The 23,655-nt window shown below is 69.8% G+C and carries 24 protein-coding genes and 1 riboswitch; of the genes, 14 read left to right on the plus strand and 10 right to left on the minus strand.

Going from position 1 to position 23,655, the window contains the following annotated elements; translation table 11 throughout:
• Positions 1 to 5 precede the first annotated feature (5 nt).
• A complete protein-coding gene (locus K9S39_RS16070) occupies positions 6 to 326 on the minus strand; it encodes a helix-turn-helix transcriptional regulator (protein ID WP_248864045.1) in 321 nt (106 codons plus the stop codon).
• A 298-nt stretch (positions 327 to 624) separates the two neighbouring features.
• On the opposite strand from K9S39_RS16070, the gene K9S39_RS16075 reads away from it, so the two are divergent.
• The 3 genes from K9S39_RS16075 to K9S39_RS16085 all read left to right on the plus strand — a co-directional run bounded on the left by K9S39_RS16075 (position 625) and on the right by K9S39_RS16085 (position 2,601).
• The gene (locus K9S39_RS16075) at positions 625 to 858 is read left to right on the plus strand and encodes a hypothetical protein (RefSeq protein WP_248864046.1); all 234 of its coding nucleotides are present in this window, start codon (positions 625 to 627) and stop codon (positions 856 to 858) included.
• Positions 859 to 1,022: 164 nt separating this feature from the next.
• Positions 1,023 to 1,613 carry an N-acetylmuramoyl-L-alanine amidase gene (locus K9S39_RS16080; RefSeq protein WP_248864048.1) on the plus strand — a complete coding sequence of 197 codons (591 nt, stop codon included), beginning with the start codon at positions 1,023 to 1,025 and terminating at the stop codon, positions 1,611 to 1,613.
• A gap of 64 nt (positions 1,614 to 1,677) precedes the next feature.
• On the plus strand, positions 1,678 to 2,601 hold the full coding sequence (locus K9S39_RS16085) for a 1-aminocyclopropane-1-carboxylate deaminase/D-cysteine desulfhydrase (RefSeq protein ID WP_248864049.1): 924 nt from the start codon (positions 1,678 to 1,680) through the stop codon (positions 2,599 to 2,601).
• A gap of 9 nt (positions 2,602 to 2,610) precedes the next feature.
• Here the strand turns inward: K9S39_RS16085 and K9S39_RS16090 are convergent, their stop codons facing one another.
• On the minus strand, positions 2,611 to 4,209 hold the full coding sequence (locus K9S39_RS16090; RefSeq protein WP_248864051.1) for a Na+/H+ antiporter: 1,599 nt from the start codon (positions 4,207 to 4,209) through the stop codon (positions 2,611 to 2,613).
• Between the two features lie 58 nt (positions 4,210 to 4,267).
• Here K9S39_RS16090 and K9S39_RS16095 point away from each other — a divergent pair, with 58 nt between their 5' ends.
• The 4 genes from K9S39_RS16095 (at position 4,268) to K9S39_RS16110 (ending at position 6,810) form a co-directional block, all read left to right on the plus strand.
• Positions 4,268 to 4,528 (plus strand): UBP-type zinc finger domain-containing protein, encoded by a 261-nt coding sequence (locus K9S39_RS16095; protein WP_248864052.1) that lies wholly within the window; start codon positions 4,268 to 4,270, stop codon positions 4,526 to 4,528.
• A 50-nt stretch (positions 4,529 to 4,578) separates the two neighbouring features.
• Positions 4,579 to 5,079, plus strand: coding sequence for a GNAT family N-acetyltransferase (locus K9S39_RS16100; RefSeq protein ID WP_248864053.1), 501 nt, complete (start codon positions 4,579 to 4,581; stop codon positions 5,077 to 5,079).
• 314 nt (positions 5,080 to 5,393) lie between these two features.
• A complete protein-coding gene (locus tag K9S39_RS16105) occupies positions 5,394 to 5,807 on the plus strand; it encodes an ATP-binding protein (protein ID WP_248864054.1) in 414 nt (137 codons plus the stop codon).
• 43 nt (positions 5,808 to 5,850) lie between these two features.
• Positions 5,851 to 6,810: an RNA polymerase sigma factor SigF gene (locus K9S39_RS16110; RefSeq protein ID WP_248868795.1), complete on the plus strand. Its 960-nt coding sequence runs from the start codon at positions 5,851 to 5,853 to the stop codon at positions 6,808 to 6,810.
• A 79-nt stretch (positions 6,811 to 6,889) separates the two neighbouring features.
• Here the strand turns inward: K9S39_RS16110 and K9S39_RS16115 are convergent, their stop codons facing one another.
• Positions 6,890 to 7,360, minus strand: coding sequence for a hypothetical protein (locus K9S39_RS16115; protein WP_248864055.1), 471 nt, complete (start codon positions 7,358 to 7,360; stop codon positions 6,890 to 6,892).
• 97 nt (positions 7,361 to 7,457) lie between these two features.
• On the opposite strand from K9S39_RS16115, the gene K9S39_RS16120 reads away from it, so the two are divergent.
• Together K9S39_RS16120 and K9S39_RS16125 are read left to right on the plus strand one after the other, a co-directional pair.
• Entirely contained in the window at positions 7,458 to 8,441 is a 984-nt protein-coding gene (locus K9S39_RS16120) for a diacylglycerol/lipid kinase family protein (protein WP_248864056.1), read from the plus strand.
• A 320-nt stretch (positions 8,442 to 8,761) separates the two neighbouring features.
• Positions 8,762 to 9,019, plus strand: a complete 258-nt coding sequence (locus K9S39_RS16125; RefSeq protein ID WP_003983230.1) for a WhiB family transcriptional regulator — start codon at positions 8,762 to 8,764, stop codon at positions 9,017 to 9,019.
• A 240-nt stretch (positions 9,020 to 9,259) separates the two neighbouring features.
• Here K9S39_RS16125 and K9S39_RS16130 read toward each other — a convergent pair whose 3' ends face one another.
• Together K9S39_RS16130 and K9S39_RS16135 are read right to left on the minus strand one after the other, a co-directional pair.
• Positions 9,260 to 10,735, minus strand: a complete 1,476-nt coding sequence (locus K9S39_RS16130) for a sensor histidine kinase (protein WP_248868797.1) — start codon at positions 10,733 to 10,735, stop codon at positions 9,260 to 9,262.
• 728 nt (positions 10,736 to 11,463) lie between these two features.
• On the minus strand, positions 11,464 to 12,093 hold the full coding sequence (locus tag K9S39_RS16135; RefSeq protein ID WP_248864057.1) for a TetR/AcrR family transcriptional regulator: 630 nt from the start codon (positions 12,091 to 12,093) through the stop codon (positions 11,464 to 11,466).
• A gap of 136 nt (positions 12,094 to 12,229) precedes the next feature.
• Between K9S39_RS16135 and K9S39_RS16140 the strand changes: the two genes are divergently transcribed.
• The gene (locus tag K9S39_RS16140; RefSeq protein ID WP_248864058.1) at positions 12,230 to 13,006 is read left to right on the plus strand and encodes an SDR family oxidoreductase; all 777 of its coding nucleotides are present in this window, start codon (positions 12,230 to 12,232) and stop codon (positions 13,004 to 13,006) included.
• A gap of 435 nt (positions 13,007 to 13,441) precedes the next feature.
• Positions 13,442 to 14,224, plus strand: a complete 783-nt coding sequence (gene nagB / locus K9S39_RS16145) for a glucosamine-6-phosphate deaminase (RefSeq protein WP_248864059.1) — start codon at positions 13,442 to 13,444, stop codon at positions 14,222 to 14,224.
• A gap of 89 nt (positions 14,225 to 14,313) precedes the next feature.
• On the opposite strand, the gene K9S39_RS16150 is transcribed toward nagB, so the two are convergent.
• From K9S39_RS16150 to K9S39_RS16165, 4 genes are all read right to left on the minus strand, one after another.
• Positions 14,314 to 15,858: a glycoside hydrolase family 3 protein gene (locus K9S39_RS16150; RefSeq protein ID WP_248864060.1), complete on the minus strand. Its 1,545-nt coding sequence runs from the start codon at positions 15,856 to 15,858 to the stop codon at positions 14,314 to 14,316.
• Between the two features lie 7 nt (positions 15,859 to 15,865).
• Complete coding sequence (locus K9S39_RS16155) at positions 15,866 to 16,705, minus strand: carbohydrate ABC transporter permease (RefSeq protein ID WP_248864061.1); 840 nt, start codon at positions 16,703 to 16,705, stop codon at positions 15,866 to 15,868.
• Positions 16,702 to 17,790, minus strand: coding sequence for a carbohydrate ABC transporter permease (locus K9S39_RS16160; protein ID WP_248864062.1), 1,089 nt, complete (start codon positions 17,788 to 17,790; stop codon positions 16,702 to 16,704). Before K9S39_RS16160 ends, K9S39_RS16155 begins: the two co-directional genes overlap by 4 nt.
• 93 nt (positions 17,791 to 17,883) lie before the next feature.
• Positions 17,884 to 19,152, minus strand: coding sequence for an extracellular solute-binding protein (locus K9S39_RS16165; RefSeq protein ID WP_248864063.1), 1,269 nt, complete (start codon positions 19,150 to 19,152; stop codon positions 17,884 to 17,886).
• Between the two features lie 241 nt (positions 19,153 to 19,393).
• Between K9S39_RS16165 and K9S39_RS16170 the strand changes: the two genes are divergently transcribed.
• From K9S39_RS16170 to mctP, 3 genes are all read left to right on the plus strand, one after another.
• Positions 19,394 to 20,155, plus strand: coding sequence for a GntR family transcriptional regulator (locus K9S39_RS16170; protein WP_248868798.1), 762 nt, complete (start codon positions 19,394 to 19,396; stop codon positions 20,153 to 20,155).
• 477 nt (positions 20,156 to 20,632) lie between these two features.
• Positions 20,633 to 20,893 carry a DUF3311 domain-containing protein gene (locus tag K9S39_RS16175; RefSeq protein ID WP_248864064.1) on the plus strand — a complete coding sequence of 87 codons (261 nt, stop codon included), beginning with the start codon at positions 20,633 to 20,635 and terminating at the stop codon, positions 20,891 to 20,893.
• Between the two features lie 47 nt (positions 20,894 to 20,940).
• Positions 20,941 to 22,563, plus strand: a complete 1,623-nt coding sequence (gene mctP, locus K9S39_RS16180; RefSeq protein ID WP_406708137.1) for a monocarboxylate uptake permease MctP — start codon at positions 20,941 to 20,943, stop codon at positions 22,561 to 22,563.
• Between the two features lie 530 nt (positions 22,564 to 23,093).
• On the opposite strand, the gene K9S39_RS42395 is transcribed toward mctP, so the two are convergent.
• A complete protein-coding gene (locus tag K9S39_RS42395) occupies positions 23,094 to 23,261 on the minus strand; it encodes a hypothetical protein (RefSeq protein ID WP_319949559.1) in 168 nt (55 codons plus the stop codon).
• Positions 23,262 to 23,396: 135 nt separating this feature from the next.
• Positions 23,397 to 23,522: riboswitch (cobalamin riboswitch) on the plus strand.
• The last annotated feature ends 133 nt before the right edge of the window (positions 23,523 to 23,655 follow it).

Genomic DNA, 23,655 nt, shown 5'->3' on the forward strand with positions numbered 1-23,655 from the left:
AAACGTTAACCCGGCCCGAGGAGGCCCCCCATCGGGGCCCCCGCCAGCGACTTCACCTCGCGCGCGAGATGCGCCTGATCCGCGCATCCGGCGCGCGCCGCGACCTCGGCGTACGGCATCCCGTCGCGCGCCGGCTCCAGGGCGCGGACGAGCCGGAGCACCCAGGCGAGCGTCTTGGGGCCGTATTCGAACACGTCCAAGCTGTGGCGGTGCAGCCGGCGTTCGACGAGCGACACAGAACGGGCGACCTCGGCGAGGGGCCTGCCACGGGCGAGCGCGGCGGCGAGCGCCACGGTCCGGGCGCAGCGACCGGAGAGCCCTGACAAGTCTGACGCGTCTCTCCCCTGGCGCCCGCCGCCCGCAGCCGCCCCTGGCTCCAGATCAGATCCGTGCAGCCGTCGGGCAGCACCGACCGCGCCGGGGCGAGGCGGAGTTCGTCTTCGTCCGCAGCACCGCCCCGGACAGCCGGGACGCCCGCTCGCGATACCCCGCACGCGTCACGCCGGATGCGCCGTGCGGCCCACTCGTATCGCGCTCCTCGTCCATGTGCACCAGCGTGGCACGGGAACGCGGCGGCCGTCCGGGCCGTTGAACCTTACGACACCGACCTTCATGGAGGCAGTTATGGCAGGGTTCCTCGACCGCGCCAAGGAGCAGGCCCGTCACGGGCTGGACCAGGGCAAGCAGAAGGTCGAAGAAGTGCAGGCGATGCGTGCCGGGAACGACCTGCTGAAGAAGCTGGGCGCCGCGTACTACGCCGAGAAGCGGGGCAGTGGTTCGGAAGAAGCGACGCAGCAGGCGCTGAACGCACTGGAGGCACACATCAGCACCCACGGGGACGGCTTCCTGCGCGGGTAGCGCACCGAGAGCCGCTCCCCCGGCGCCCCAGTCCCGCTCGTCCCGCACAGCTCCGATCGAGTCCGATTCACGGCGTTCCACTCCATCGACGCGGGCCATCCCGTAAAAGCGAGACATGAGGCGGTACGCGGCCGGCGACCGCCGCGCACCGATGGAGTGGGTCCATGTCCGTACCGCTGTCCGCCACCGGATTCCTCGGCGCCCTGAAGGCCGAGGGGCTACGGGTCGTCGAGGTCGACGGGTGGCAGACGCACCACCGCAACGCCAAGGGGCCGTGGGGGCCGGTGCACGGCGTCCTGGTGCACCACACCGCGACGTCCGGCGCCGAGGCCACCGTCCGGCTCTGTTACGACGGGCACGCGGACCTGCCGGGGCCGCTGTGCCACGGCGTGATCACCAAGGACGGCACGGTGCATCTGGTCGGCTGCGGCCGCGCCAATCACGCGGGCCGTGGCGACGGCGACGTCCTGCGTGCGGTGATCGCGGAGAAGCGGCTGCCGCCGGACAACGAGTCCGACGCCGACGGCAACCGCGCCTTCTACGGCTTCGAGTGCGAGAACCTCGGCGACGGGACAGATCCCTGGCCCGAGCCCCAGGTGGAGGCCCTGGAGAAGGCCGCGGCGGCGATCTGCCGGGCGCACGGCTGGACGGAGCGCTCGGTGCTCGGGCATCTGGAGTGGCAGCCGGGCAAGGTCGATCCGCGCGGCTTGTCGATGCACGGGCTGCGGGAGCGGATCGCCGCACGGCTGAAGTGAGCGGGCGGACGGGTGCCCCACGGGCCGGGCCGCCGGCCGACCCGGCTTTGGGCGACGGGTGACAATGGGGCCTGTGACCAGCCCCGTTCCGCCCGATCCCGCCACGCTGCAGCCGTGCCTGCCGTCCCCCCTGCAGGAAATCGAGGACCCGCCCTTCGCGCGCCGCGGCGTACGGCTGCTGCTCAAACGGGACGACCTGATACACCCCGATCTGCCGGGCAACAAGTGGCGCAAACTGGAGCCCAATCTGCGGGCCGCCGCCGCGGCCGGTGCACGTGCCCTGCTGACCTTCGGCGGCGCCTACTCCAACCATCTGCGTGCCACCGCCGCGGCCGGCCGTCTCCTCGGCTTCACCACCATCGGTGTCGTCCGCGGCGACGAACTGGCCGACGCACCGCTCAACCCGTCCCTGGCCCGCTGCGCCGCCGACGGCATGCGGCTGCACTTCGTCGACCGCGGCACCTACCGCCGCAAGACCGCCCCGGATGTCATCGCCGCCCTGCACGACCGCTTCGGCGCCTTCCAGGTCATACCGGAGGGCGGCAGCAACGCCCTTGCCGCACAAAGCTGTTCGCAGCTCGGCCGGGAGCTGTGCCGGGCCGCGGACACGGTCGCGGTGGCCTGCGGCACCGGCGGCACCCTGGCCGGTCTCGCCGCCGGGCTCGGATTGGGCCAGAGCGCCCTCGGCTTCCCCGTCCTCAAGGGCGGCAGCCCGCACTTCCTCCAGGAGACGGTCGAGGAGCTCCAGCGCGCGGCCTTCGGGGGGCGATGCGGCGACTGGCGGCTCGACGACCGGTTCCACTGCGGTGGCTACGCCCGCCGCACCCCCGAACTGGACGCGTTCGCGGACGCCTTCGAGGACCGGCACCGCCTGCCGCTGGAACGCGTCTACGTCGCCAAGCTGCTGCTCGGCCTGACGACGCTGGCCGACGAGGGCGCCTTCCCTCCGGGCAGCACCGTCGCGGCCGTGATCACGGGTTCGCCCTGAAGCCCCTGATCAGCCTCCTAGCCGGCCCCCCTCCCGGTACGCGGCCGCCTCCTCCAGGTCCAGCCTGCGCAGCAGCGTCCGGAGCATCTCGTCGTCGATCCGCCGGGCGTCGCGCAGCTCGACGAACACCCGCCGCTCGGCGTCGATCATCTCCCGCGCGAGCCGCCGGTAGGTCTCGTCGGCGGTCTCCCCGGTCTCCTCGTTGACCGTGCCCAGGCGCTCCCATACGGCGTTGCGGCGCGATTCCAGGACGGTGCGCAGCCGGTCCGAGAGGGGTCCCGGCAGGGCGTTGCGGCGGTCCTCCAGCAGTTCGTCCAGGCGTGCCTCGGCCGCCCGGGACGCCTCGTTCTGCGCCTGCGCCTCGGCGAGCGTCTCGGCCTGGAGGTCCCGGGCGGGCAGTTTCAGGGCACGGATCAGCGGCGGCAGTGTCAGGCCCTGGATGACGAGGGTGCCGATGACGGTGCTGAAGGTCAGGAAGAGCACCAGGTTGCGGGCCGGGAACGCGCCGCCCCCGTGGACGGTGGCCGGGATGGAGAAGGCGATGGCCAGCGACACCACACCGCGCATCCCGGCCCAGCCGACGACGACCGGCGCCGTCCAGTTCGTCCCGGGCTCCCGGGCGCGGATCCGGGCCGACAGGACACGCGGCAGGAAGGTCGCGGGAAGGACCCATACGAAGCGCGCCACGACGACCACCGCGAACACCACGGCCGCGTACCACACCGCCTGCGCCCCGCTGACGTCCCCGAGGTCGCGCAGCACGACCGGCAGTTGCAGCCCGATCAGCGCGAAGACCACGGACTCCAGGATGAAGGAGACCATCTTCCAGACGGCCTCCTCCTGGAGCCGGGTCTCGAAGTCGACCTGCCAGTTGCGGTGGCCGAGGTAGAGGGCGACCACGACGACGGCGAGCACCCCGGAGGCGCCGACCTCCTCGGCGGCCGCGTACGCGACGAACGGGATGAGCAGCGAGAGGAGCGCCGAGTCCCGCAGCCGCAGACGCAGCCAGTGCAGCGGCACCATCAGGACCACGCCGGTCCCCACCCCGCCCAGGGCCGCGACGGCGAACTCCCCGATGCCGCCGCCCCAGGTGGCGCCGATCCCGACGGCCGCGGCCAGTGCGACCTTGTAGGCGGTGATCGCGGTGGCGTCGTTGACCAGCGACTCCCCCTGGAGGATCGTCGTGATCCGGTGCGGCAGCCCCAGTCTGCGGGCGATGGCGGTGGCCGCGACGGCGTCCGGCGGTGCGACGACGGCGCCCAGGACGAGCGCCGCGGTCAGTGGCAGGTCCGGGATGACCAGGTGGGCCGCGTGGCCGACCACCACGGTCGCGAAGAGGACATAGCCGACCGACAGCAGCGCCACCGGCCGCACATTGGCCCGCAGGTCCAGATACGAGCTGTCCAGGGCCGCGGTGTGCAGCAGGGGCGGCAGCAGCAGCGGCAGCACGATGTGCGGATCGAGGGTGTAGTCCGGGACGCCGGGGATGAAGGAGGCCGCCAGTCCGGCGGCGACCAGCAGCAGCGGCGCCGGCACCGGCGTACGCCGCGCCACCCCGGCGACCGCCGCACTCCCCGCGACCAGCAGCAACAGCGGCACCACAGTCATCGGCCCGCCCCGTCCGCTCGTTCTTCACCATCCGTCCCTGCGATCTAACCTGGCGATCATGAGCGAGTGCACGCACGTTCTCGACCTCCCGCGCGCCGAGCCGGCCCCGCTGAGCACCACCTGCCCGGAATGCCTGGCCGTCGGCAGCCATCCGGTGCAGCTGCGGCTGTGCCTGGTCTGCGGCCATGTCGGCTGCTGCGACTCCTCCCCGTACCGGCACGCGACCGCGCACTACCAGGAGACCGGCCACCCGGTGATGCGGTCGTTCGAACCGGGCGCCTCCTGGCGCTGGTGCTTCGTCGACGAGCTCCTGGTGTGAGACGAGCTCCTGGTGTGAGGCGCTTCCGGACACCCCTTTAGCCTTGCGGCATGATTCGCGCAGCGACCCCCGGCGACGTCCCCGTCATCCTCGCCATGATCGGCGAACTGGCCGCCTACGAACGCGCCCCCGAGGCCGCCCGGGCCACCGAGCCCCAGCTGAAGGAGGCCCTCTTCGGCGACCAGCCGGCGGCCTTCGCGCTCATCGCGGAGGCGGACGGAGAGGCGGATGCCGCGCCGGTGGGCTTCGCCCTGTGGTTCCGGAACTTCTCGACCTGGACGGGCACGCACGGTGTCTATCTGGAGGACCTGTACGTACGGCCCGAGGCGCGCGGCGACGGCCACGGCAAGGCGCTGCTGGCGGCCCTCGCGGAGATCTGTGCGACCCGCGGCTACGATCGTTTCGAGTGGTCAGTCCTGGATTGGAATGAACCGTCCATCGGTTTTTACCGGTCGATCGGCGCTCAGCCCATGGACGGATGGACGGTCTTCCGGCTCACTGGAGATGCGCTCCACACACTCGCCGGCTCCGCGCGCGTCAACGGAGCGTAATCGATACGGATTTGATAGTGCACACCCCTACCCACAGTGTGTGCCCGCGGTTTTACCATCAGTGACATCGACGAGCGGTGACGATGTCCGTCGACCGTGGGCAGGATGGTGGTCCGGAGGGGGCCCTGCTCCTTCCGGGCGACACCGGCCCGCAGATCGCGATAGCGTCACAGCGAACCATGAGCTGCGCCGGATCGTTCTCCCTTCATCCGGAGAGGAAACCGGAGCAGAAGACGACCGGCGCGGCTGTCGCGCACCACTCGAACTGTTCACGCATACCAGCTCAACCAGCTTGTGCCACCTTGGAGGTGAGGGTGTCCCAGATCGCAGGCGAGCCCGGGTCGCAGGACTTCGTGGAAGTCCGACTGCCCGCTGCGGGTGCCTACCTGTCCGTGCTGCGTACGGCCACGGCCGGACTCGCAGCCCGCTTGGACTTCACCCTTGACGAGATCGAGGATCTGCGTATCGCGGTCGACGAAGCCTGCGCGATCCTGCTGCAACAGGCCGTCCCCGGCAGCGTGCTCAGCTGCGTCTTCCGCCTCATCGACGACGCACTGCAGGTGACCGTCTCGGCACCGACGACCGACGGCCGCGCCCCCGAGCGCGACACCTTCGCCTGGACGGTGCTCTCCGCACTGGCCGGCAAGGTCGACTCCACCGTCGCCGAGGACCGTACGGTCACCATCAGCCTTTACAAGGAGCGCGGCGCCGGTCCCGGACCGTCATGACCGAACAGGGGGCCCCGTGAAAGATCTCGAACGCGGCGCGCGGATGGCGCCCGGTGTGACCATCCCCGACCAGCAGGCCCGCCCGCATCCGGTGGGCCCAGACGACCACGGCGGCCGGTTGGACGCGGCGGAGCAGGCAGAGCGGGCAGACCACATGGACCAGAGCGAGCAGCAGGGGCAGCAGGCGCAGCGGCACGATCCGCCGGCCCCCGAACAGAAGCCGAACGAGGCTCAGCATGTCCCGGATCCGCATGACCGCAGCGGCGCCCGGTCGCTCTTCCACGAGCTGCGCACGCTTCCCGAGGGTTCTCCGGAGCGCGCGGAGCTGCGGAACACGCTCGTCCGGATGCATCTCCCGCTGGTCGAGCATCTGGCCCGCCGCTTCCGCAACCGCGGCGAGCCCCTCGACGACCTGACCCAGGTCGCCACCATCGGGCTGATCAAGTCGGTGGACCGCTTCGACCCGGAGCGCGGGGTGGAGTTCTCCACCTACGCCACCCCGACCGTCGTCGGCGAGATCAAGCGGCACTTCCGCGACAAGGGCTGGGCGGTCCGCGTCCCGCGTCGCCTCCAGGAGCTGCGGCTGTCGCTGACGACCGCGACCGCCGAGCTCTCCCAGCGGCACGGCCGTGCCCCCACGGTCCATGAGCTGGCCGAGCACATCGGGATCTCCGAGGAGGAGGTCCTGGAGGGCCTGGAGTCGGCCAACGCGTACAGCACACTCTCGCTGGACGTCCCGGACACCGACGACGAGTCCCCCGCCGTCGCCGACACCCTCGGCGCGGAGGACGAGGCGCTGGAGGGTGTGGAGTACCGCGAGTCCCTCAAGCCGCTGCTGGAGGACCTCCCGCCGCGCGAGAAGAAGATCCTGCTGCTGCGCTTCTTCGGCAACATGACGCAGTCGCAGATCGCCCAGGAGGTCGGCATCTCCCAGATGCATGTCTCGCGGCTGCTGGCGCGCACCCTCGCCCAACTGCGCGACAAACTGCTCGTCGAGGAATAGAGGAACAACGGCGGGACGACCGGGGAGCGAACCCGGCGTCGCCGGGTTCGCGGCCGGGCGGGGTCCTTACGGGCCCCGCCTACTCCGTTTCCCGGGGCCCGATGCCCAGCGCCTCGGTGGCCGTCGGGTTGACCAGCAGCACGAGCACGACCAGCGCGGCCACCGCCAGTCCGGCCCCGGCCGCGATCAGCACGCCGCCGCCCTTGACGAGTGTCCAGGCCACCGGCAGCGCCACGATCTGGGTGATCAACGAGGGACCCCGGCTCCAGCGCCGGCGCAGCCACAGCCCGCGTGCGGCGACCAGCGGCAGCGCGGCCAGGGCCAGGATCGTCAGCCCGCCCATCTCCGCCTGCCGGGGACTGTCCGGCGAACCGGCCAGTCCCATGATCAGCATGTAGGCGCCCATGGCGGCCAGCGCCAGCCCTTCGACGGCGGTGAGCGCCGCGGCGGCGCTCAGCCGGGCAGGTCGCGGGTCGGCCGGCGCGGTGGTCGGGGCCACGGCGGGGGTGCCGGTGGCGCGGGACGCGGACTGCTTCTGCTTGCTGCTCACCCGGGAAAGGGTAGCGGCGACGCTGTCGATCACCGGGCCACCCCGGAGACGGACCGTGGATCGAATGGGGTACCTGCGGGTAGGTAGGCTGCTGCACATGCGCGCACTTCTCGTGGTCAATCCCGCAGCAACCACCACCAGTGCCCGCACCCGTGACGTACTCACGCACGCGCTCGCCAGTGACCTCACACTGGAGGTCGCCGAGACGAGATACCGCGGGCACGCCCGTGACCTGGCCCAACAGGCGGCCGAGGACGGCAGGACCGAACTGGTCGTGGCACTCGGCGGCGACGGCACGGTCAACGAAGTCGTCAACGGTCTGCTGACGAACGGCCCCGATCCGGACTCGCACCCCCGGCTGGCGGTTGTCCCCGGCGGCTCCACCAATGTCTTCGCCCGCGCCCTCGGGCTGCCCAACGACGTCGTCGAGGCGACCGGCGCCCTCCTGGACGCGCTGCGCGACGGCACCGAGCGCACCGTGGGCCTGGGACTGGCCTCGGGCACCCCGGGCACCGACGACGAGGGCGTCCCGGCCCGCTGGTTCACGTTCTGCGCGGGCTTCGGTTTCGACGCGGGCGTCGTCGGCCGCGTCGAGCAGCAGCGCGAACGCGGCAAGCGTTCGACCCACGCCCTGTACGTGCGACAGGTCGTGCGGCAGTTCATGGGCGAGGCGAACCGTCGGCACGGCACCATCACCCTCGAACGGCCGGGCGCCACCGAGGGCTCCACCGAGGTCGTCGAGGGCCTCGCGATGGCCATAATCTGCAACACCGCCCCCTGGACCTACCTGGGCAATCGCCCGGTCTACCCGTCCCCCGGCGCGTCCTTCGACGACGCCCTGGACCTCTTCGCCCTGAGCAAGCTCTCGTACCCGGCGGCGGCCCGATACGCGGCACAACTGCTGACGTCAACCGCCGACCGCGGCCCCCATGGCAAGCACGCGGTGTCCCTGCGCGATCTGACGGACTTCACCTTGCAATCACAGGTGCTACTGCCCTTTCAGATGGACGGCGATCACCTGGGACTGCGGACGAGTGTGACGTTCACAGGCGTTCGCCGTGCACTGCGTGTGATTGTGTGAGCAGTAGGGCCTAAAGTCCTTTCACTCGAACGTTTAGGCTGACTTCCACCCCCTGGAATGACGGCTGTGAGCTAGGCGACACCAAGGAATCAAAAAAAACTTTCCGCAAGGGGTTGTATCCGCCGCCGAGGTTTGCGAGTCTCTTCATGGCGATCGGGACGGCCGCTTCACCGGCCCCCTTGAGAGCCCGAATCCTCCTCATTCCACAGGACCGCCCCAGTTCGTTCACAACTGGGTTACGGGCCTTCACTTGTGGAGGGATTCGTGAAAGCGTTCACATTCACAAGCACGTTCCCGTTACACGAGGAGATGGAGCAGCCATGGACTGGCGTCACCGCGCCGTTTGCCGCGAAGAAGACCCCGAGCTCTTCTTCCCTATCGGCAACACCGGTCCTGCGCTGCTGCAGATCGAGGAAGCCAAGGCTGTCTGCCGCCGCTGCCCCGTCATGGAGCAGTGCCTGCAGTGGGCGCTTGAGTCCGGTCAGGACTCCGGCGTCTGGGGCGGTCTGAGCGAGGACGAGCGCCGCGCCATGAAGCGCCGTGCGGCTCGTAACCGGGCGCGCAACGCCAGCGCCTGAGCCAGACACCCCGTGGCCCCCGAGCCGCAGCGCGCAGTACCCCCGATGCTTCCCCAGAGCGGCATTGCCTGGGCGGTCATGGCATCGCGATATGAGCTTTGAGCCCCGGACCAGATGGGTCCGGGGCTTGTTGCTGTTCAGGGCGGGTGCGGGGGGGGGCGTCCCGGTGCAGCGTTCCACTGGCGCGCTTCCGGTGCCACCGCTCCGCACTCCTCCCGCGCCGCTTCTCAATGCCGCTTCTCAGTGCTGCTGCTTCTCGGGGCGGACGGGGACGTCGAGGATCACCTGGGTGCCACGCTCGGGCGCCCGCACCATGTCGAACTTCCCGCCCAACTCCCCCTCCACCAGGGTCCGTACGATCTGCAGCCCCAGGTTCCCGGCACGCTGCGGATCGAATTCCTCGGGCAGGCCGTGGCCGTCGTCCTGGACGGTCACCAGCAGCCGCGGCTCCGTACGGCTGCCGCCGCGCACCGCGCCGACCTCGACCGTGCCGTGCTCCCCCGGGGCGAAGGCATGCTCCAGGGCGTTCTGCAGGATTTCGGTGAGCACCATCGACAGCGGGGTGGCGACCTCGGCGTCCAGGATGCCGAAGCGGCCGGTGCGGCGGGTGGTCACCTTGCCCGGGGCGATCTCCGCGACCATGGCCAGCACCCGGTCGGCGATCTCGTCGAACTCGACCCGCTCATCGAGGTTCTGGGAGAGCGTCTCGTGCACGATCGCGATCGAACCGACCCTGCGTACGGCCTCGTTGAGGGCTTCGCGGCCCTGTTCGGAGTCCATCCGGCGGGCCTGGAGCCGGAGCAGCGCCGCAACGGTCTGCAGGTTGTTCTTCACCCGGTGGTGGATCTCCCGGATGGTGGCGTCCTTGGTGATCAGCTCGCGCTCCCGGCGGCGGAGCTCGGTCACATCGCGCAGCAGCACGAGCGAACCGATGTGCGTCCCCTTGGGCTTGAGGGGAATGGCGCGCAACTGGATGACGCCGTCGTTGCCCTCGACCTCGAACTCCCGTGGCGCCCAGCCGCTGGCGAGCTTGACCAGGGCCTCGTCCACCGGGCCGCGGGCCGGCGCGAGTTCGGCGGTGGCCTGACCGAGGTGGTGGCCCACCAGGTCGGCGGCGAGACCGAGCCGGTGGTAGGCGGAGAGCGCGTTGGGGCTGGCGTACTGGACGACGCCGTCGGCGTCGAGCCGGATCAGCCCGTCGCCGGCGCGCGGCGAGGCGTCCATGTCGACCTGCTGGCCGGGGAAGGGAAACGATCCTGCGGCGATCATCTGGGCGAGGTCGGAGGCGCTCTGCAGGTAGGTGAGCTCCAGCCGGCTGGGGGTCCGTACGGTCAGCAGGTTGGTGTTGCGGGCGATCACGCCGAGCACCCGGCCCTCGCGGCGCACCGGGATGGACTCCACGCGTACCGGCACCTCCTCGCGCCACTCCGGGTCGCCCTCGCGGACGATCCGGCCCTCGTCGAGGGCGGAGTCCAGCATCGGGCGACGTCCTCGCGGCACGAGGTGGCCGACCATGTCGTCCTGGTAGGAGGTGGGTCCGGTGTTGGGACGCATCTGGGCGACCGACACATATCGGGTGCCGTCGAGCGTGGGGACCCACAGGACGAGATCGGCGAAGGACAGGTCGGAGAGCAGCTGCCACTCCGAGACCAGCAGATGCAGCCACTCCAGGTCGGAGTCGCTGAGAGCGGTGTGCTGGCGTACGAGGTCGTTCATGGAGGGCACGTATGGGAGCCTACCGGCGTACGGTGTACTTGTTGTGCCTGCGCGAGCATGGACAGATCAGAATGGTCTAGTCCAGAATTGCCTGGTGTGGCAACTTCTGGGAATCGCCCCAGACTCCGATCCTCCGCTCTCCCCGCACAGGGGAGCGGAACGAGGCCGAAAGCGCTCTCTGCCCTGACTGCGCCGAGGCCTCCGATCGACCGGCCCCAGGACGGGACCGTGCCCCTACCGCACATGGGGACACATCCCGCCCGGAAACGGGCCGGCCGATGTCAGCTCCGGGCTGCGGTGCCGGACAGGTTGAGGGTCCTGTCCCGGCGCCGCGGCCCGCGGGTGCTTCCGGGGCTCGCCAGGCTCACCACGGTCTCTCGATCCGATTCCCGCGCCGCGATTCCGCGCGTGGCTCCCGCGCCGTGGTTTCCGCGCCGTGATCCCCTCGCCTCGGCTCCCGCGCCGTAGTTTCCGCGCCTCGACTCTGACGCCTCGACTTTCGCACCACGGCTCCGCACTGTGATTCCCGCGACTCGACTCCCGACGCCCGCGCCGCGATTCCCTCGCCTCTTCGCGCCACGGTTTCCGCGCCTCGGGGGCCGCGCCTCGGGGGCCGTCACGGCTTAGGGCCCCGCGATGGGAATACCGCCCCGGCCCGCCGCGTTGGGGCCTGCAAGGGGCGCATGCGACCCTTAAGGGTTCCGCCCGACTACCCCCTAGGGGTCGCGCTACAGGGCGGGCTCCTTCTCCGTCGTCGGCCAGGCTTCCATCGCCAGTGCGGCGATCGTCTCCAGCGTGGCCCGGTCGGCGCCGTCCCGGGACTGTTGCGACATGCCCTGGATGACGGCGCCGACGTAATGGGCCAGCGCACTCGCGTCCGTTTCCGCGGGGAGTTCGCCCGAGGCGATGTCCGCCCGGATGCTGCGCTCGATCTCGCGGATGTTCGACAGCCTCATCTCCCGCAAGGACGCGGCGACTTCGGCGGACGCGGGGCTCGTGTTGAGCGCGGCGCTGATGATGAGGCAGCCGTGAGGTCGGCCTGGGTGGGTGTATTCGGCCGCGGCCTCGCGCAGTGCGCGTTCGACACCACGGCGGGCGGTGGGCTCCTCCGCCACGGCGCGGGAGAGGAAGCCGCCGTACGACCGTCCGTACTCCGCCACGACCTCGTCGAACAGCGCCCGCTTGTCACCGAAGGCGGCATACAGGCTGGGGGCACTGATGCCCATGGTGCGCGTGAGGTCGGAGATGGACGTGGCCTCGTAGCCCTGCTCCCAGAAGGACCGAACCGCCTGCTCCAGGGCCGTCTCCCGGTCGAAGGACCGGGGTCGCCCGCGCTGTCTCGCTTCCTTGGCCGCCATGTCATGAATTCTATAGCGGTCGGTAGGGAAGGCGTGTTACGGTTTTTGTGTAGCGGGCGATACAGAAAGGCGCTCGTTGCGAAACGGGCGTGCGCGCGGCTGGCGCACACACGCATACGGAAATGGGGGGCCTGCCATGAGCGGCGCACTCAGCGGCAAGACGGCACTGGTGACGGGCGGCGGCAGGGGAATCGGCCGGGCGATCTCGGAGCGGCTGGGGAGGGACGGCGCACGGGTGGCCGTGCACTACGGGCGCGATGAGAGGGCGGCCAAGGAGACGGTCGCGGCGATCGAGGCCGCGGGCGGCCACGCCTTCGCGGTCCGGGCCGAGTTGGGGGTGCCGGGAGACGCCGAGACGCTGTGGGCCGCTTTCGATGAACAGGCCGAGGGGGTCGACATCCTGGTCAACAACGCCGGGACCAACAAGGCGGTCGACGGGACACTCCAGCGGATCGGCGAGGTGACGACGGAGGACTTCGACCACCTCTTCGCGGTCAACACCAAGGCGCCGTTCTTCATCGTCCAGCAGGGGCTCGGCCGTCTGCGCGACGGCGGACGGATCATCAATGTGTCGACGGGGCTGACCCGTGGCGCAGCCAAGCCCGAACTGATCGCCTACGCCATGACCAAGGGCGCGGTCGATGTCTTCACCTCGACGCTCGCCAAGGACCTGGGCCCGCGGGGGATCACGGTCAACGCGGTGGCGCCGGGAGCGGTGGACACGGAGATGAACGCCGGCTGGCTGCGGGGCGAGGCCAATACCGAGGCGCGGCAGCGGGTCGGCGCGATATCCCCGCTGGGTCGGGTCGCGGACCCGACGGACGTGGGGGATGTCGTGGCCTTCCTGGCCTCGGACGACAGCCGCTGGGTGACGGGCCAGTGGATCGATGCGACGGGAGGCGCCCTGCTCTGACGGTCTGTGGTGACGGCATTGTTCCGACGGCTCTGCTCTGACGGTCTGCGGTGGCAGCCTGCGGTGACGGCATTGTTCTGGGGCGAGGGGCCGGTCCCGGCCCCTCGCCCGGCCCCGTGACCGCCAGCCCCTTGTGACCGCCGGCCCTCTGGCCCCGGGCCCCATGGCCGCGCGACCGCGCGGACCGGTGACCGTACGCCTCGGTGACCCTACGGCCATACGTCACCGAGACTGGTCCGCCCCCTCCCTGGCCGCGCGCTTATGTGGCCGACCGCATGGTTACGTGGCCCGCCGCGCAGTCAGGTTGCCGGACGGCCACCTCCCCGACGGGAAGACGTGTCCGTCCGTTGGGGAACGCCGCCCGGTCCGGCGGGGCACCCTCTGATAGATTGGTCTATACCACATGAGTCCATTCTCCAGAACGGCAGGCCAAGCGTGGAAGTTGTCATCGTCCCGGACGCCACGGCAGGCGGCGAACTCATCGCGAAGGCACTCGCCTCCCTGATGCGCCGCAAGCCCGACGCGCTGCTCGGCGTGGCCACCGGCTCGACCCCGTTGCCCATCTACCAGGCGCTCGCGGCCAAGGTCCAGGCGGGCGAGGTGGACGCCTCGCGTGCCCGTATCTGCCAACTCGACGAATATGTCGGTCTGCCCGCGGGACACCCCGAGTCCTACCGCTCGGTGGTGCTGCGTGAGGTCGTCGAGCCGCTCGGTCTCGGCGAGGAGTCGTTCATGGGGCCCGATGGCACGGCCGCGGACGTCCAAGCCGCCTGCGAGGCGTATGACCGTGCGCTGCGCGAGGCCGGCGGGGTGGACCTCCAGCTGCTCGGCATCGGCACCGACGGGCACATCGGCTTCAACGAACCGTGCTCCTCGCTCGCTTCCCGTACCCGCATCAAGACGCTGACCCGGCAGACCCGGGAGGACAACGCCCGGTTCTTCGACAGCCTCGACGAGGTCCCGCACCACGTCATCACCCAGGGCATCGGCACCATCCTGGAGGCCCGGCATCTGGTGCTGCTCGCCACCGGCGAGGGCAAGGCCGACGCCGTGGCGCAGGCCGTCGAAGGCCCGGTCGCCGCGCTGGTCCCCGCCTCGGCCCTGCAGCTCCACCCGCATGCGACGGTCGTCGTCGACGAGGCCGCGGCCTCGAAGCTGAAACTCGCCGACTACTTCCGCGCCACCTACGCCGCCAAGCCGGAATGGCAGGGGCTCTAGGGATCCAGGGGCGCAGTTATCCATGGCGGTGGCTGGGCCTGCCGGTGCGGCCGGGGTGTCCTTGCAGGGGTGCCCCGGCCGCGGGCGTGTCAGGCGCCGGTGGCCGGCCGACGGCCCGTGAGCGTCTCGGCGGCGGCCTGGCCGCAGACCCGGGCGGCGCCGTGGGTGGCGATGTGGACGGCGCCTTCGGGTGAGGACTGGGGGACGCCCATCTCGACGACCGCGGTGTCGGGGCGGGCGGCGAGGAGGGTGCGCAGCGCGTCGGCCATCCAAGGGTGGCGGTGCACGTCGCGGACCACGGCCACGATCCGGCGGCCGTCGGCGGCCTTGAGGAGCGCGGCGATCAGGTCCGGGATGCCGGCCGCGGCGGCGACTTCCGCGGGGTAGGCGGCGGTGTCGGTGCCGGGGAGGAGCCGGGTGAGTTCGGCGGCGACGCCCCAGGGGGTCTCGTCGCCGACGGCGATGTTCGCGAGGGGGGTGAAGGCGGCGACGTAAGCGGGAGCGGTCAGCGGCTCGAAGGGGCCGCTGGGGGTGGTGCGCAGGGCGCGCCTGGCTGCGGCGAGGCCGATGCCGGGTGCGGGCGCGGCCCCCACCTCCGCGCCCGCACTCCGCCAGCGCGCCAGCGTGCGCACCCGTGCCGCGGCGTCGGCGAGCCGCTTCTCCGACAGCTCCCCGTCGCGTACCGCCCCCACCAGGGCGTCGCGCAGCCGCAGCACGGTGTCCTCGCCGGCCAGTCCGCCGCCCACGCAGATGGCGTCCGCGCCGGCCGCGATGGCCAGGACGCTGCCGCGTTCGATGCCGTAGGTGGCGGAGACGGCCTGCATCTCCATCCCGTCGGTGACGATCAGCCCGTCGAAGCCGAGGCCGCCCTCGGCGACGGGGGCGCGCAGCAGGCCGTGCAGCGCGGCCGGGCTGAGCGTGGCGGGGTGGCTGCCGTCCAGGGCGGGCAGCAGGATGTGCGCGCTCATCACGGCCTTGGTGCCGGCGGCGATGGCGGCGCGGAACGGCACCAGTTCGCGTTCCTGGAGGGTCGGCAGGTCGGCGGCGATCCGCGGCAGGTCGTGGTGCGAGTCCACGGCGGTGTCGCCGTGACCGGGGAAGTGCTTGGTGCAGGCGGCGACGCCGGCGGACTGCAGGCCGTCGACGTATGCGGCGGTGTGCCGGGCGACGAGCTGGGGGTCGGCACCGAAGGAGCGGACGCCGATGACGGGATTGGCGGGGTTGGAGTTGACGTCGGCGGACGGCGCCCAGTTGAGGTTGATACCGCAGTCGGCCAGGCGGCGGCCGAGTTCCCGGGCGACGTCGCGGGTCAGGGCGGTGTCGTCGACGGCGCCGAGGGCGAGGTTGCCGGGGAAGGAGGAGCCGCCGCGTCCTTCGAGACGGGTGACATCGCCGCCCTCCTCGTCGACGGCGACCAGCACATCCGCGCGTTCGGCGCGCAACCGGGCGGTGAGGGCGGCGAGTTGCCCGGGGTCGGCGATATTGCGGCCGAAGAGGCCCACCGACACCAGTCCCTCGCCGAGCCGGCGCAGCAGCCAATCGGGGGCGGTGGTGCCGGCGAAGCCGGGCTGGAGAACGGCGAGCGCGTCGCGGGTGAGGGTGTCGGCGGAGCGTACCGAGCCTACGAGGGTCATGGCAGCGTTATCCCTTCACTGCGCCGGAGGTGAGACCACCGACCGCCTTGCGTTGCAGGAACAGGAAGAGGACCAGGATCGGGAGGGCGAAGAGGGAGGCGGCGGCCATGGTGGCGCCCCAGTCGTCCCCGAACTGGCTCTGGAACTGTGAGAGCCACAGCGGCAGGGTGCCGCTCTCGGGCTCCTTGTTGAGGACCAGCACGAGCGGGAATTCGTTCCAGGCGGTGATGAAGCCGAAGAGGGAGGTGGCCATCAGACCGGGTGCGAGGAGCGGGAAGACGACCTTGGTGAAGGCCAGACGGCGGGTGCAGCCGTCGACCATCGCGGACTCCTCCAGCTCCTTGGGGACCGCGGCGACATAGCCGCGCAGCGTCAGGAGGGTGAAGGGCAGCACCATCAGCATGTAGAAGAAGGTGAGCGGCAGCAGGCTGTTGAGCATGTCGGCGTCCCGGACGATCATGTAGATCGAGATCACCATGACCTCCCAGGGCGCCATCTGGGCGACCATGAAGGTCAGCAGGATGCCCCTGCGGCCCTTGAAGCGCATCCGCGCGATGGCGAACGCTCCGCAGAGCGCGATCAGCAGGGACAGCCCCACGGCCAGCACGGTCACCGCGATCGAATTCCCGGCCAGGGTCCAGAAGTTCGGGGCGTTCACGGCCGTCGCGAAGTGCTCGAACGTGCCGTGGAAGGGGAACCAGACGGGGTCTTCGGTGATGATGTCCCGGGGCGGCTTGAAGGCCGTGTTGAACATCCAGTACACGGGGAAGACGAAGCCGATGGCGAGCACGATCGCCGTCGCGTTGGGCCAGATGCGGCGGGCCGCCGAGGACGCCGGGTGCTTCACGGTGCGTTCTCCTCTTGCTGGTCCTGCTTGAGGGTCAGGCGCAGGTAATAGGCGGTCATGGCCAGCAGCACCACGATCGTGAGCAGTGAGATCGCGGCGCCCATACCGAAGTGGAGGTTGCCGACGCCCTCGGTGAAGGCGTAGATCGGCAGGGTCTCGGTGAGCCGGTCCGGACCGCCCTGGTTGATCGCGAAGATCTGCGGAAAGGCCTTGAAGACCCAGATGACTTCGAGGAACGTCGTGGCGAGGAAGAACGGTCTGAGGAACGGGAACGTCACCGAGGTGAAGACCTTCCAGGTGCCCGCGCCGTCCATCCGGGCCGCTTCGTAGAGCTCCCTGGGGATGGTCGTGGTGGCGGCGTAGAGGTTGAGGGCCACGAACGGCAGGGACTGCCAGACGATGAGGACGGTGATGACGAAGAAGGTCGACAGCTGGGTGCCGACCCAGTCGTAGTCGGCCATGGAGTGCCAGCCGAGCCGGTCCAGCACCCAGTTGACGACGCCGTAGCGGGAGTCGAAAAGCCACTGGAAGACGGTGGTGGCGGCGATCACCGGCATCGCCCAGGCCAGCACCAGCGCGATCGACAGCGTCAGGCGCATCTTCTTGCCGAGCCGGGCCAGCAGCAGTCCGATCAGCACACCGAGCACCATGATCAGGGCGACATTGACGCCGGTGAAGACGATGGTGCGGAGGGTGACCCGCCAGAACTGCTCGCTGCCCAGGATCTCCTGGTAGTTGCCGGTCCCCACCCAGTCCGTGAGGTGCTGGATGAGCTCCTTCATATTGAGGTTCTGGAAGGAGAGCAGGGCGTTGCGGACCATCGGCCAGCCGAGGAAGACCGCGGTAGCGAGCAGGGCGGGGAGCAGCAGGAGGTAGGGGGCGCGGCGGGCGGGAAGGTGGGGAGCGCGGGGGGCGGGCCCCGGATTGCCGGGGCCGCGGCGAGCGGACGGTGTGCCGTCTTCGGGCGGAGTGCCGTCTTCGGGCGGAGTGCCGTCTTCGGGCGGAGTGCCGTCTTCGGGCGGTGCGCCCCCTTTGCCGGTCCGCGGCGCGGCCTGCTCCGCCGTGTCGTCGAGCTGCACTGCCATGCCCCTTGCTCCCCTTCTCCCCATCGGACCGTGGTGCGCGTGCGGTGGCCGGGTACGGTCCGGAAACGGCCGGTCCGTACCCGGCGGGGGCGGCTACTGCCCGGCGAGCCGCGCGTTGATCTCGGATTCGACGTCCTTGGCCGCGTCGGCCGGCGCCTTGCCGCCCAGGACCGCCGTCATATAGTTCTTGATCGGGTTCGGCACGTTCTCCACAGCCGCCCACTGGGCAATGGGCGGCGTGGTACCGCCGGATTTCTGCGCGGCGGGTGCGGCGGCGGCCGCGGCCGGATTCTCCTTCGCCGCGTCGGCCAGGTCCGGGGACTTGGGCGTCCAGCCGGCTTCCTTGACCATCTGTGCGTCATTTTCCTTGGACAGGGCGACCTTCAGGAATTCCTTGGCGAGTTCCTGTTTCTTGCCCATGCCGGCGACGGCGAAATTGGAGCCGCCGAGGAATACGCCTTCGGGTTTGGCGGCGGTCTCACCGGGGATGGTGAAGAACCCGATGTCGTCCTTCAGCTTCGGGTTGGCCTTGACGGCGGTGCCGGCCTCGTACCCCATGGCGATGACGGCGCCGGTCTTCCCCTTGGCGAAAACCTCGGCCTGCTGCGGGGTGGCCTCGTCCTTGTTCTTCGGCGCGGTGCTGAAGGACTGGTACTGCCGGTAGATGTCCATGGCCTTGGAGACCTTGGGGTCACCGAGGTTGGAGACCCATTTGCCGCCTTCCTTCTTCACCAGCTCGGCGCCGGTGCCGATGGTCAGGCCGTCGAAGAAGTACCAGTTCTGGCCGGGAAGATACAGCGGTTCGGCGTCGGTCTTCCTCTTGATGGTGTCGAACGCCTTGAAGAGCTCGTTGCGGGTCTTGGGGGTGCCCTTGAGGCCCGCCTCGGCCCAGATCTTCTTGTTGTACATGACCACGCGGTTACCCGCGTACCAAGGGAGCGCGTACTGCTTTCCGTCCGCGATCGCCGACTTGTTGAAGGCGTCGTTCCAGTCTGCGCCGATTTCCTTCTTCAGATCACCGAGGTCGGCCAGGGCGCCCGCCTTGGCATACGCGACGGTCTGGGTGTTGCCGATTTCGACGACATCCGGCGGGGTTTCCTCGGAAAGGGCGGTGCTCAGCTTCTGCTGAATGCCGTTCCACTGCTGGACCTTGAACTCGACGGTGGCGCCGGTCTTCTTCTTGAATTGCTCGGAAACCTGCTTGGTCCATTGCGCCGGATTGGACCCGTCCATCACCCAGACGGTCAGCTTCTGGCCCTTGAAGCCATCCGCGCCCGCCTTGCCGCCGCCGCTGGACCCACAGGCAGCGACACTCACCAGCATTCCCGCGACCGTCGTCGTCGCTATGAGCCCACGCTTCATTGCGCTCTCCCCTAAAGGCCGGGTGTGGTCTTTAATGGTTTAGACCAGTGATCGCAGCTTGGCCTAGACCTTTTGGGGTGTCAAGGGTGTATAAGAGTCGCTGTCAGGTCCGTTACCGGACCGACATCTGGCGGGCCGGGACCTGCGAGGGAGCACGCGGATCCCACCCGTGCCACGATGTGAGCCGCTACGTACGGAGGAGCCGGTGACGGCAGCACGACAGGAGTCGGAGAAGCGGGGCATGGAGAACGACGGGGGCAGCGCCGAGAACGGCGGGGGCGCCACACGCACCACCCGCGTGCCCAAGTACTACCGGCTCAAGCGGCACTTGCTGGAGATCACCGAGACCCTGCCACCCGGCACACCGGTGCCGCCCGAACGCACCCTGGCCGCGGAGTTCGACACCTCCCGTACGACGGTGCGCCAGGCCCTCCAGGAACTGGTCGTCGAAGGCCGTCTGGAGCGCATCCAGGGCAAGGGCACCTTCGTCGCCAAGCCCAAGGTCTCCCAGGCCCTGCAACTGACCTCCTACACCGAGGACATGCGCGCTCAGGGCCTGGAGCCGGCCTCCCAGCTGCTGGACATCGGCTATGTCACCGCCGGCGACCGGCTGGCCGGCCTGCTGGACATCGCCACCGGCGGCCGGGTGCTGCGCATCGAGCGGCTGCGGCTGGCCAGCGGCGAACCGATGGCCATCGAGACCACCCATCTGTCGGCCAAGCGGTTTCCGGCGCTGCGCCGGAACCTCGTCAGGTACACCTCCCTCTACACCGCGCTGGCCGAGGTCTACGACGTCCGGCTCGCCGAGGCCGAGGAGACCATCGAGACCTCGCTCGCCACTCCGCGCGAGGCGGGGTTGCTGGGCACCGACGTCGGCCTGCCGATGCTGATGCTCTCCCGGCACTCCCTCGACGCCCAGGGGCAGCCGGTGGAATGGGTGCGCTCTGTCTACCGCGGCGACCGCTACAAGTTCGTCGCCAGGCTGCAGCGCCCCGGCGACTGAGCTCAACCGCCCCCGCGGGTGACCGAGTTGTCCACAGCGGCACGGTTGTCCACACGGCGTGGCGAGGGGCATCGTCCTGCTCTACGGTCCTTTCGTCATCGCAATGACGGGAGGCCCACCGGTGCGCGTCGCCAGCACACAAACCATCACCACCTGGACGGCCGTCGCCCTGCTCGGGGCGACCGGGCGCGAGGTGCCGAAGGGTCTCGGTCCACTACCACGCACACACGGCAGCAACGAGGAAGGTGCGCAAGGAAGCAGAGGGAACGCTGTGACGGCTTCCCGTCGGGAACGCCGGATCTGCTGGTGCGTAGGGGAGTTGACAGGCGAACCGACGCCGCCCCACCCGCCTTATCGGCCTCAGCCGTCCCCGCCGCGGTGCCATACCGATATGCGGACAGCTAGTGACGCGCTCCGAGGCTCTGCCATAGATTTCCAGCCCATTACACAGGAGATCGTCAGGACGGAGCCAACGCCATGCCAGAGTCGGCCGAATCGCCAGGTACCAGACAGATCGTCACGCCCACCCGGGTCGTGGCCGGGCTGTGTCTGCTCGCTCCGTTCATCGCGATGCTGTGGGTGAGTTCCTATGCGAAGGTCGAACCGATCCTGATCGGGATCCCGTTCTTCTACTGGTACCAAATGCTGTGGGTGCTGATCTCGACCGGACTGACGACAATCGCCTACAAGCTCGTCCGGCGTGAGAAGCGCGCGGCCAAGGGCGGTGCGGCACAGTGACTCCAGACCCCTCCGCCACCCCGCTCGCGGCCGCCTCGACCGACGGTGTGAACGGCGTCGCACTGACCGTCTTCGTGTTCTTCTTCGTGGCCGTGACGGTCATGGGTTTCCTGGCCGCCCGCTGGCGCAAGGCCGAGCAGTCCGCCAACCTCGACGAATGGGGCCTGGGCGGCCGTAGCTTCGGCACCTGGGTGACATGGTTCCTGCTCGGCGGCGACCTCTACACCGCGTACACCTTCGTGGCCGTCCCGGCGGCGATCTACGCGGCGGGCGCGGCCGGCTTCTTCGCCGTCCCGTACACCATCCTGGTCTATCCCCTGATCTTCACCTTCCTCCCCCGCCTGTGGTCGGTCTCCCACAAGCACGGATACGTCACCACCTCCGACTTCGTGCGCGGCCGCTTCGGCTCCAAGGGCCTGTCGCTGGCCGTGGCGCTCACCGGTCTGCTCGCCACGATGCCGTACATCGCGCTCCAACTGGTCGGCATCCAGGCCGTCCTGGACGTGATGGGCGTCGGCGGCGGTGCGCACGCCAACTGGTTCATCAAGGACTTGCCGCTGCTGATCGCGTTCGCCGTGCTGGCGGCGTACACCTACTCCTCGGGACTGCGGGCCCCCGCACTCATCGCGTTCGTCAAGGACGGGCTGATCTACCTCGTCATCGCCGTCGCCATCATCTACATCCCGATCAAACTGGGCGGTTTCGACGCGATTTTCGACTCGGCCGGGAAGGCGTTCGCCGAACCGGGGCCGAACGGCAGGCCACGCGGTGCGCTCACCACCGGCCCCAACGCGCAATGGGCGTACGCGACTCTGGCGCTCGGCTCCGCGCTGGCGCTCTTCATGTATCCGCACTCGATCACCGCGACGCTGTCTTCCCGGAGCCGCAATGTGATCCGCCGCAACACCACGATCCTGCCGCTGTACTCCCTGATGCTGGGCTTCCTGGCGCTGCTCGGCTTCATGGCGATCAAGGCCGGTACGGACGTCAAGGGCAACCCGCAGCTGGCGATTCCGCAGCTGTTCGAGGATGTCTTCCCGAGCTGGTTCTCGGGTGTCGCGTTCGCCGCGATCGGCATCGGCGCGCTGGTGCCGGCCGCGATCATGTCGATCGCCGCGGCCAACCTCTTCACCCGCAACGTCTACAAGGATTTCCTCAAACCGGGCGCCACCCCGGAGCAGGAGCACAAGGTCGCCAAGCTGGTGTCGCTGCTGGTGAAGGTCGGCGCGCTCGCCTTCGTCCTGACCATGGACAAGACGGTCGCGATCAACTTCCAGCTGCTGGGCGGTATTTGGATCCTGCAGACCATGCCGGCCCTGGTCGGCGGTCTGTTCACCCGCTGGTTCCACCGCTGGGCGCTGCTGGCCGGCTGGGCGGCCGGCATGCTCTACGGCACGCTCGCGGCGTACGGCGTGGCCAGCCCCACCCAGAAGCACTTCGGCGGCTCGTCCGCCGCGATCCCCGGCATCGGTGAGATCGGCTACATCGGCCTGACCGCGTTCGTGCTGAACGTCCTGGTCACGGTCGTGCTGACGGTCGCCCTGAAAGCCGCGAAGGCCCCGGAGGGCGTCGACGAGACCAGCCCGGGCGACTACACGGCGGACGTCGGGGACAAGGGCGTCACGGCCGATCTTCCGCCCGCTACGGCGGAGGCTCCGGCCGGCCGCTGAGCCTTCCGCTCCGGCGAACGCACGGGCTGCCGCGTCCCTTTGGGGATGCGGCAGGCCCGCTGTCCTGTCAGGACGCGTCTCACCGTCCGGACGGGGTCGGTTCACCCAGTCCTTGAGCGCTTCGGTTTCGAGAGTGATTCCCACGGGGTCCGGGAGGTGGAGCTGCTTGCCGTACCGCACGGTGCGCACGATCTCGTAGCGGGCACCGTCAGGCTCACTGTGGACCGCCACCTGGCAGTCCTGACGGCCGATCAACAGGTAGAGCGGAATGACTGTCTCCGCGTACGCACGGGCTTCTCCACCCGATAGCGCTGGTCGGCGTCCGAGTCGTGCGAGGTGACTCGACGACCATCAACACCGGTCCGGGATCTACCCATTCGCCCTGGCCGGCGAAGGCGCCGCTGGGCGCGAGCGCACCATCCGTGCGAGCCCTGCCTCCTCGGGACGCCTGCACCGTGAGTCCCTGACCGGGAGAGAGCCACAGTTCTGGGCGCGACTGGAAGAAGACGCGACTGGAAAGAAGATACGCGTCAGCCGCTGGCTGATCCGTCCGTGGTTGCCTCCGGCATGGCCTTGCTCCTGACCTTCCCGTCAATGAGCTCCAACCGCGCGCCTTCCTCCAAGCGGTCAAGTGTCCGGGCGGCCTCTTCGAAGTGCTCGACGAACGTGATGTGCGGGCGGTCGGCAAGCGCGGTCATGAGGCCTTCTCCTTCTGCCGTCGGACAGATCAGGGAACGTGGAAGCGACGATAGCCGAGGCCACTGACAGACACCGCCCGATCACACACGACACACTAGATATGGGGGTGCGCGCGAGGAGCCACCCCCACATGTATGCTCATGCTCGCTGTCGCCGCAGGGGAATCCGGTGCGAATCCGGAACTGTCCCGCAACGGTGTATCGAGCGTACGCAACCGCGTACCCGTCAGTCCGAGGACCTGCCGGCAGTACGTCCGCACCGCCATGGGTGCGGCACGTCATACGTCCGGGCCTCGCGGGTTGGGCCGGTGGACGCCGCGCGGTGTGCCCGCGCACCCTGGACCGTACCGGGGTGCCGCATGCCCGCGAGCGACCGCCGCGCCCCTCCCTCCTG

Origin of the sequence: Streptomyces halobius (genome assembly GCF_023277745.1) — a bacterium.
In the GTDB taxonomy this organism is placed as follows: Bacteria; Actinomycetota; Actinomycetes; order Streptomycetales; family Streptomycetaceae; genus Streptomyces; species Streptomyces halobius.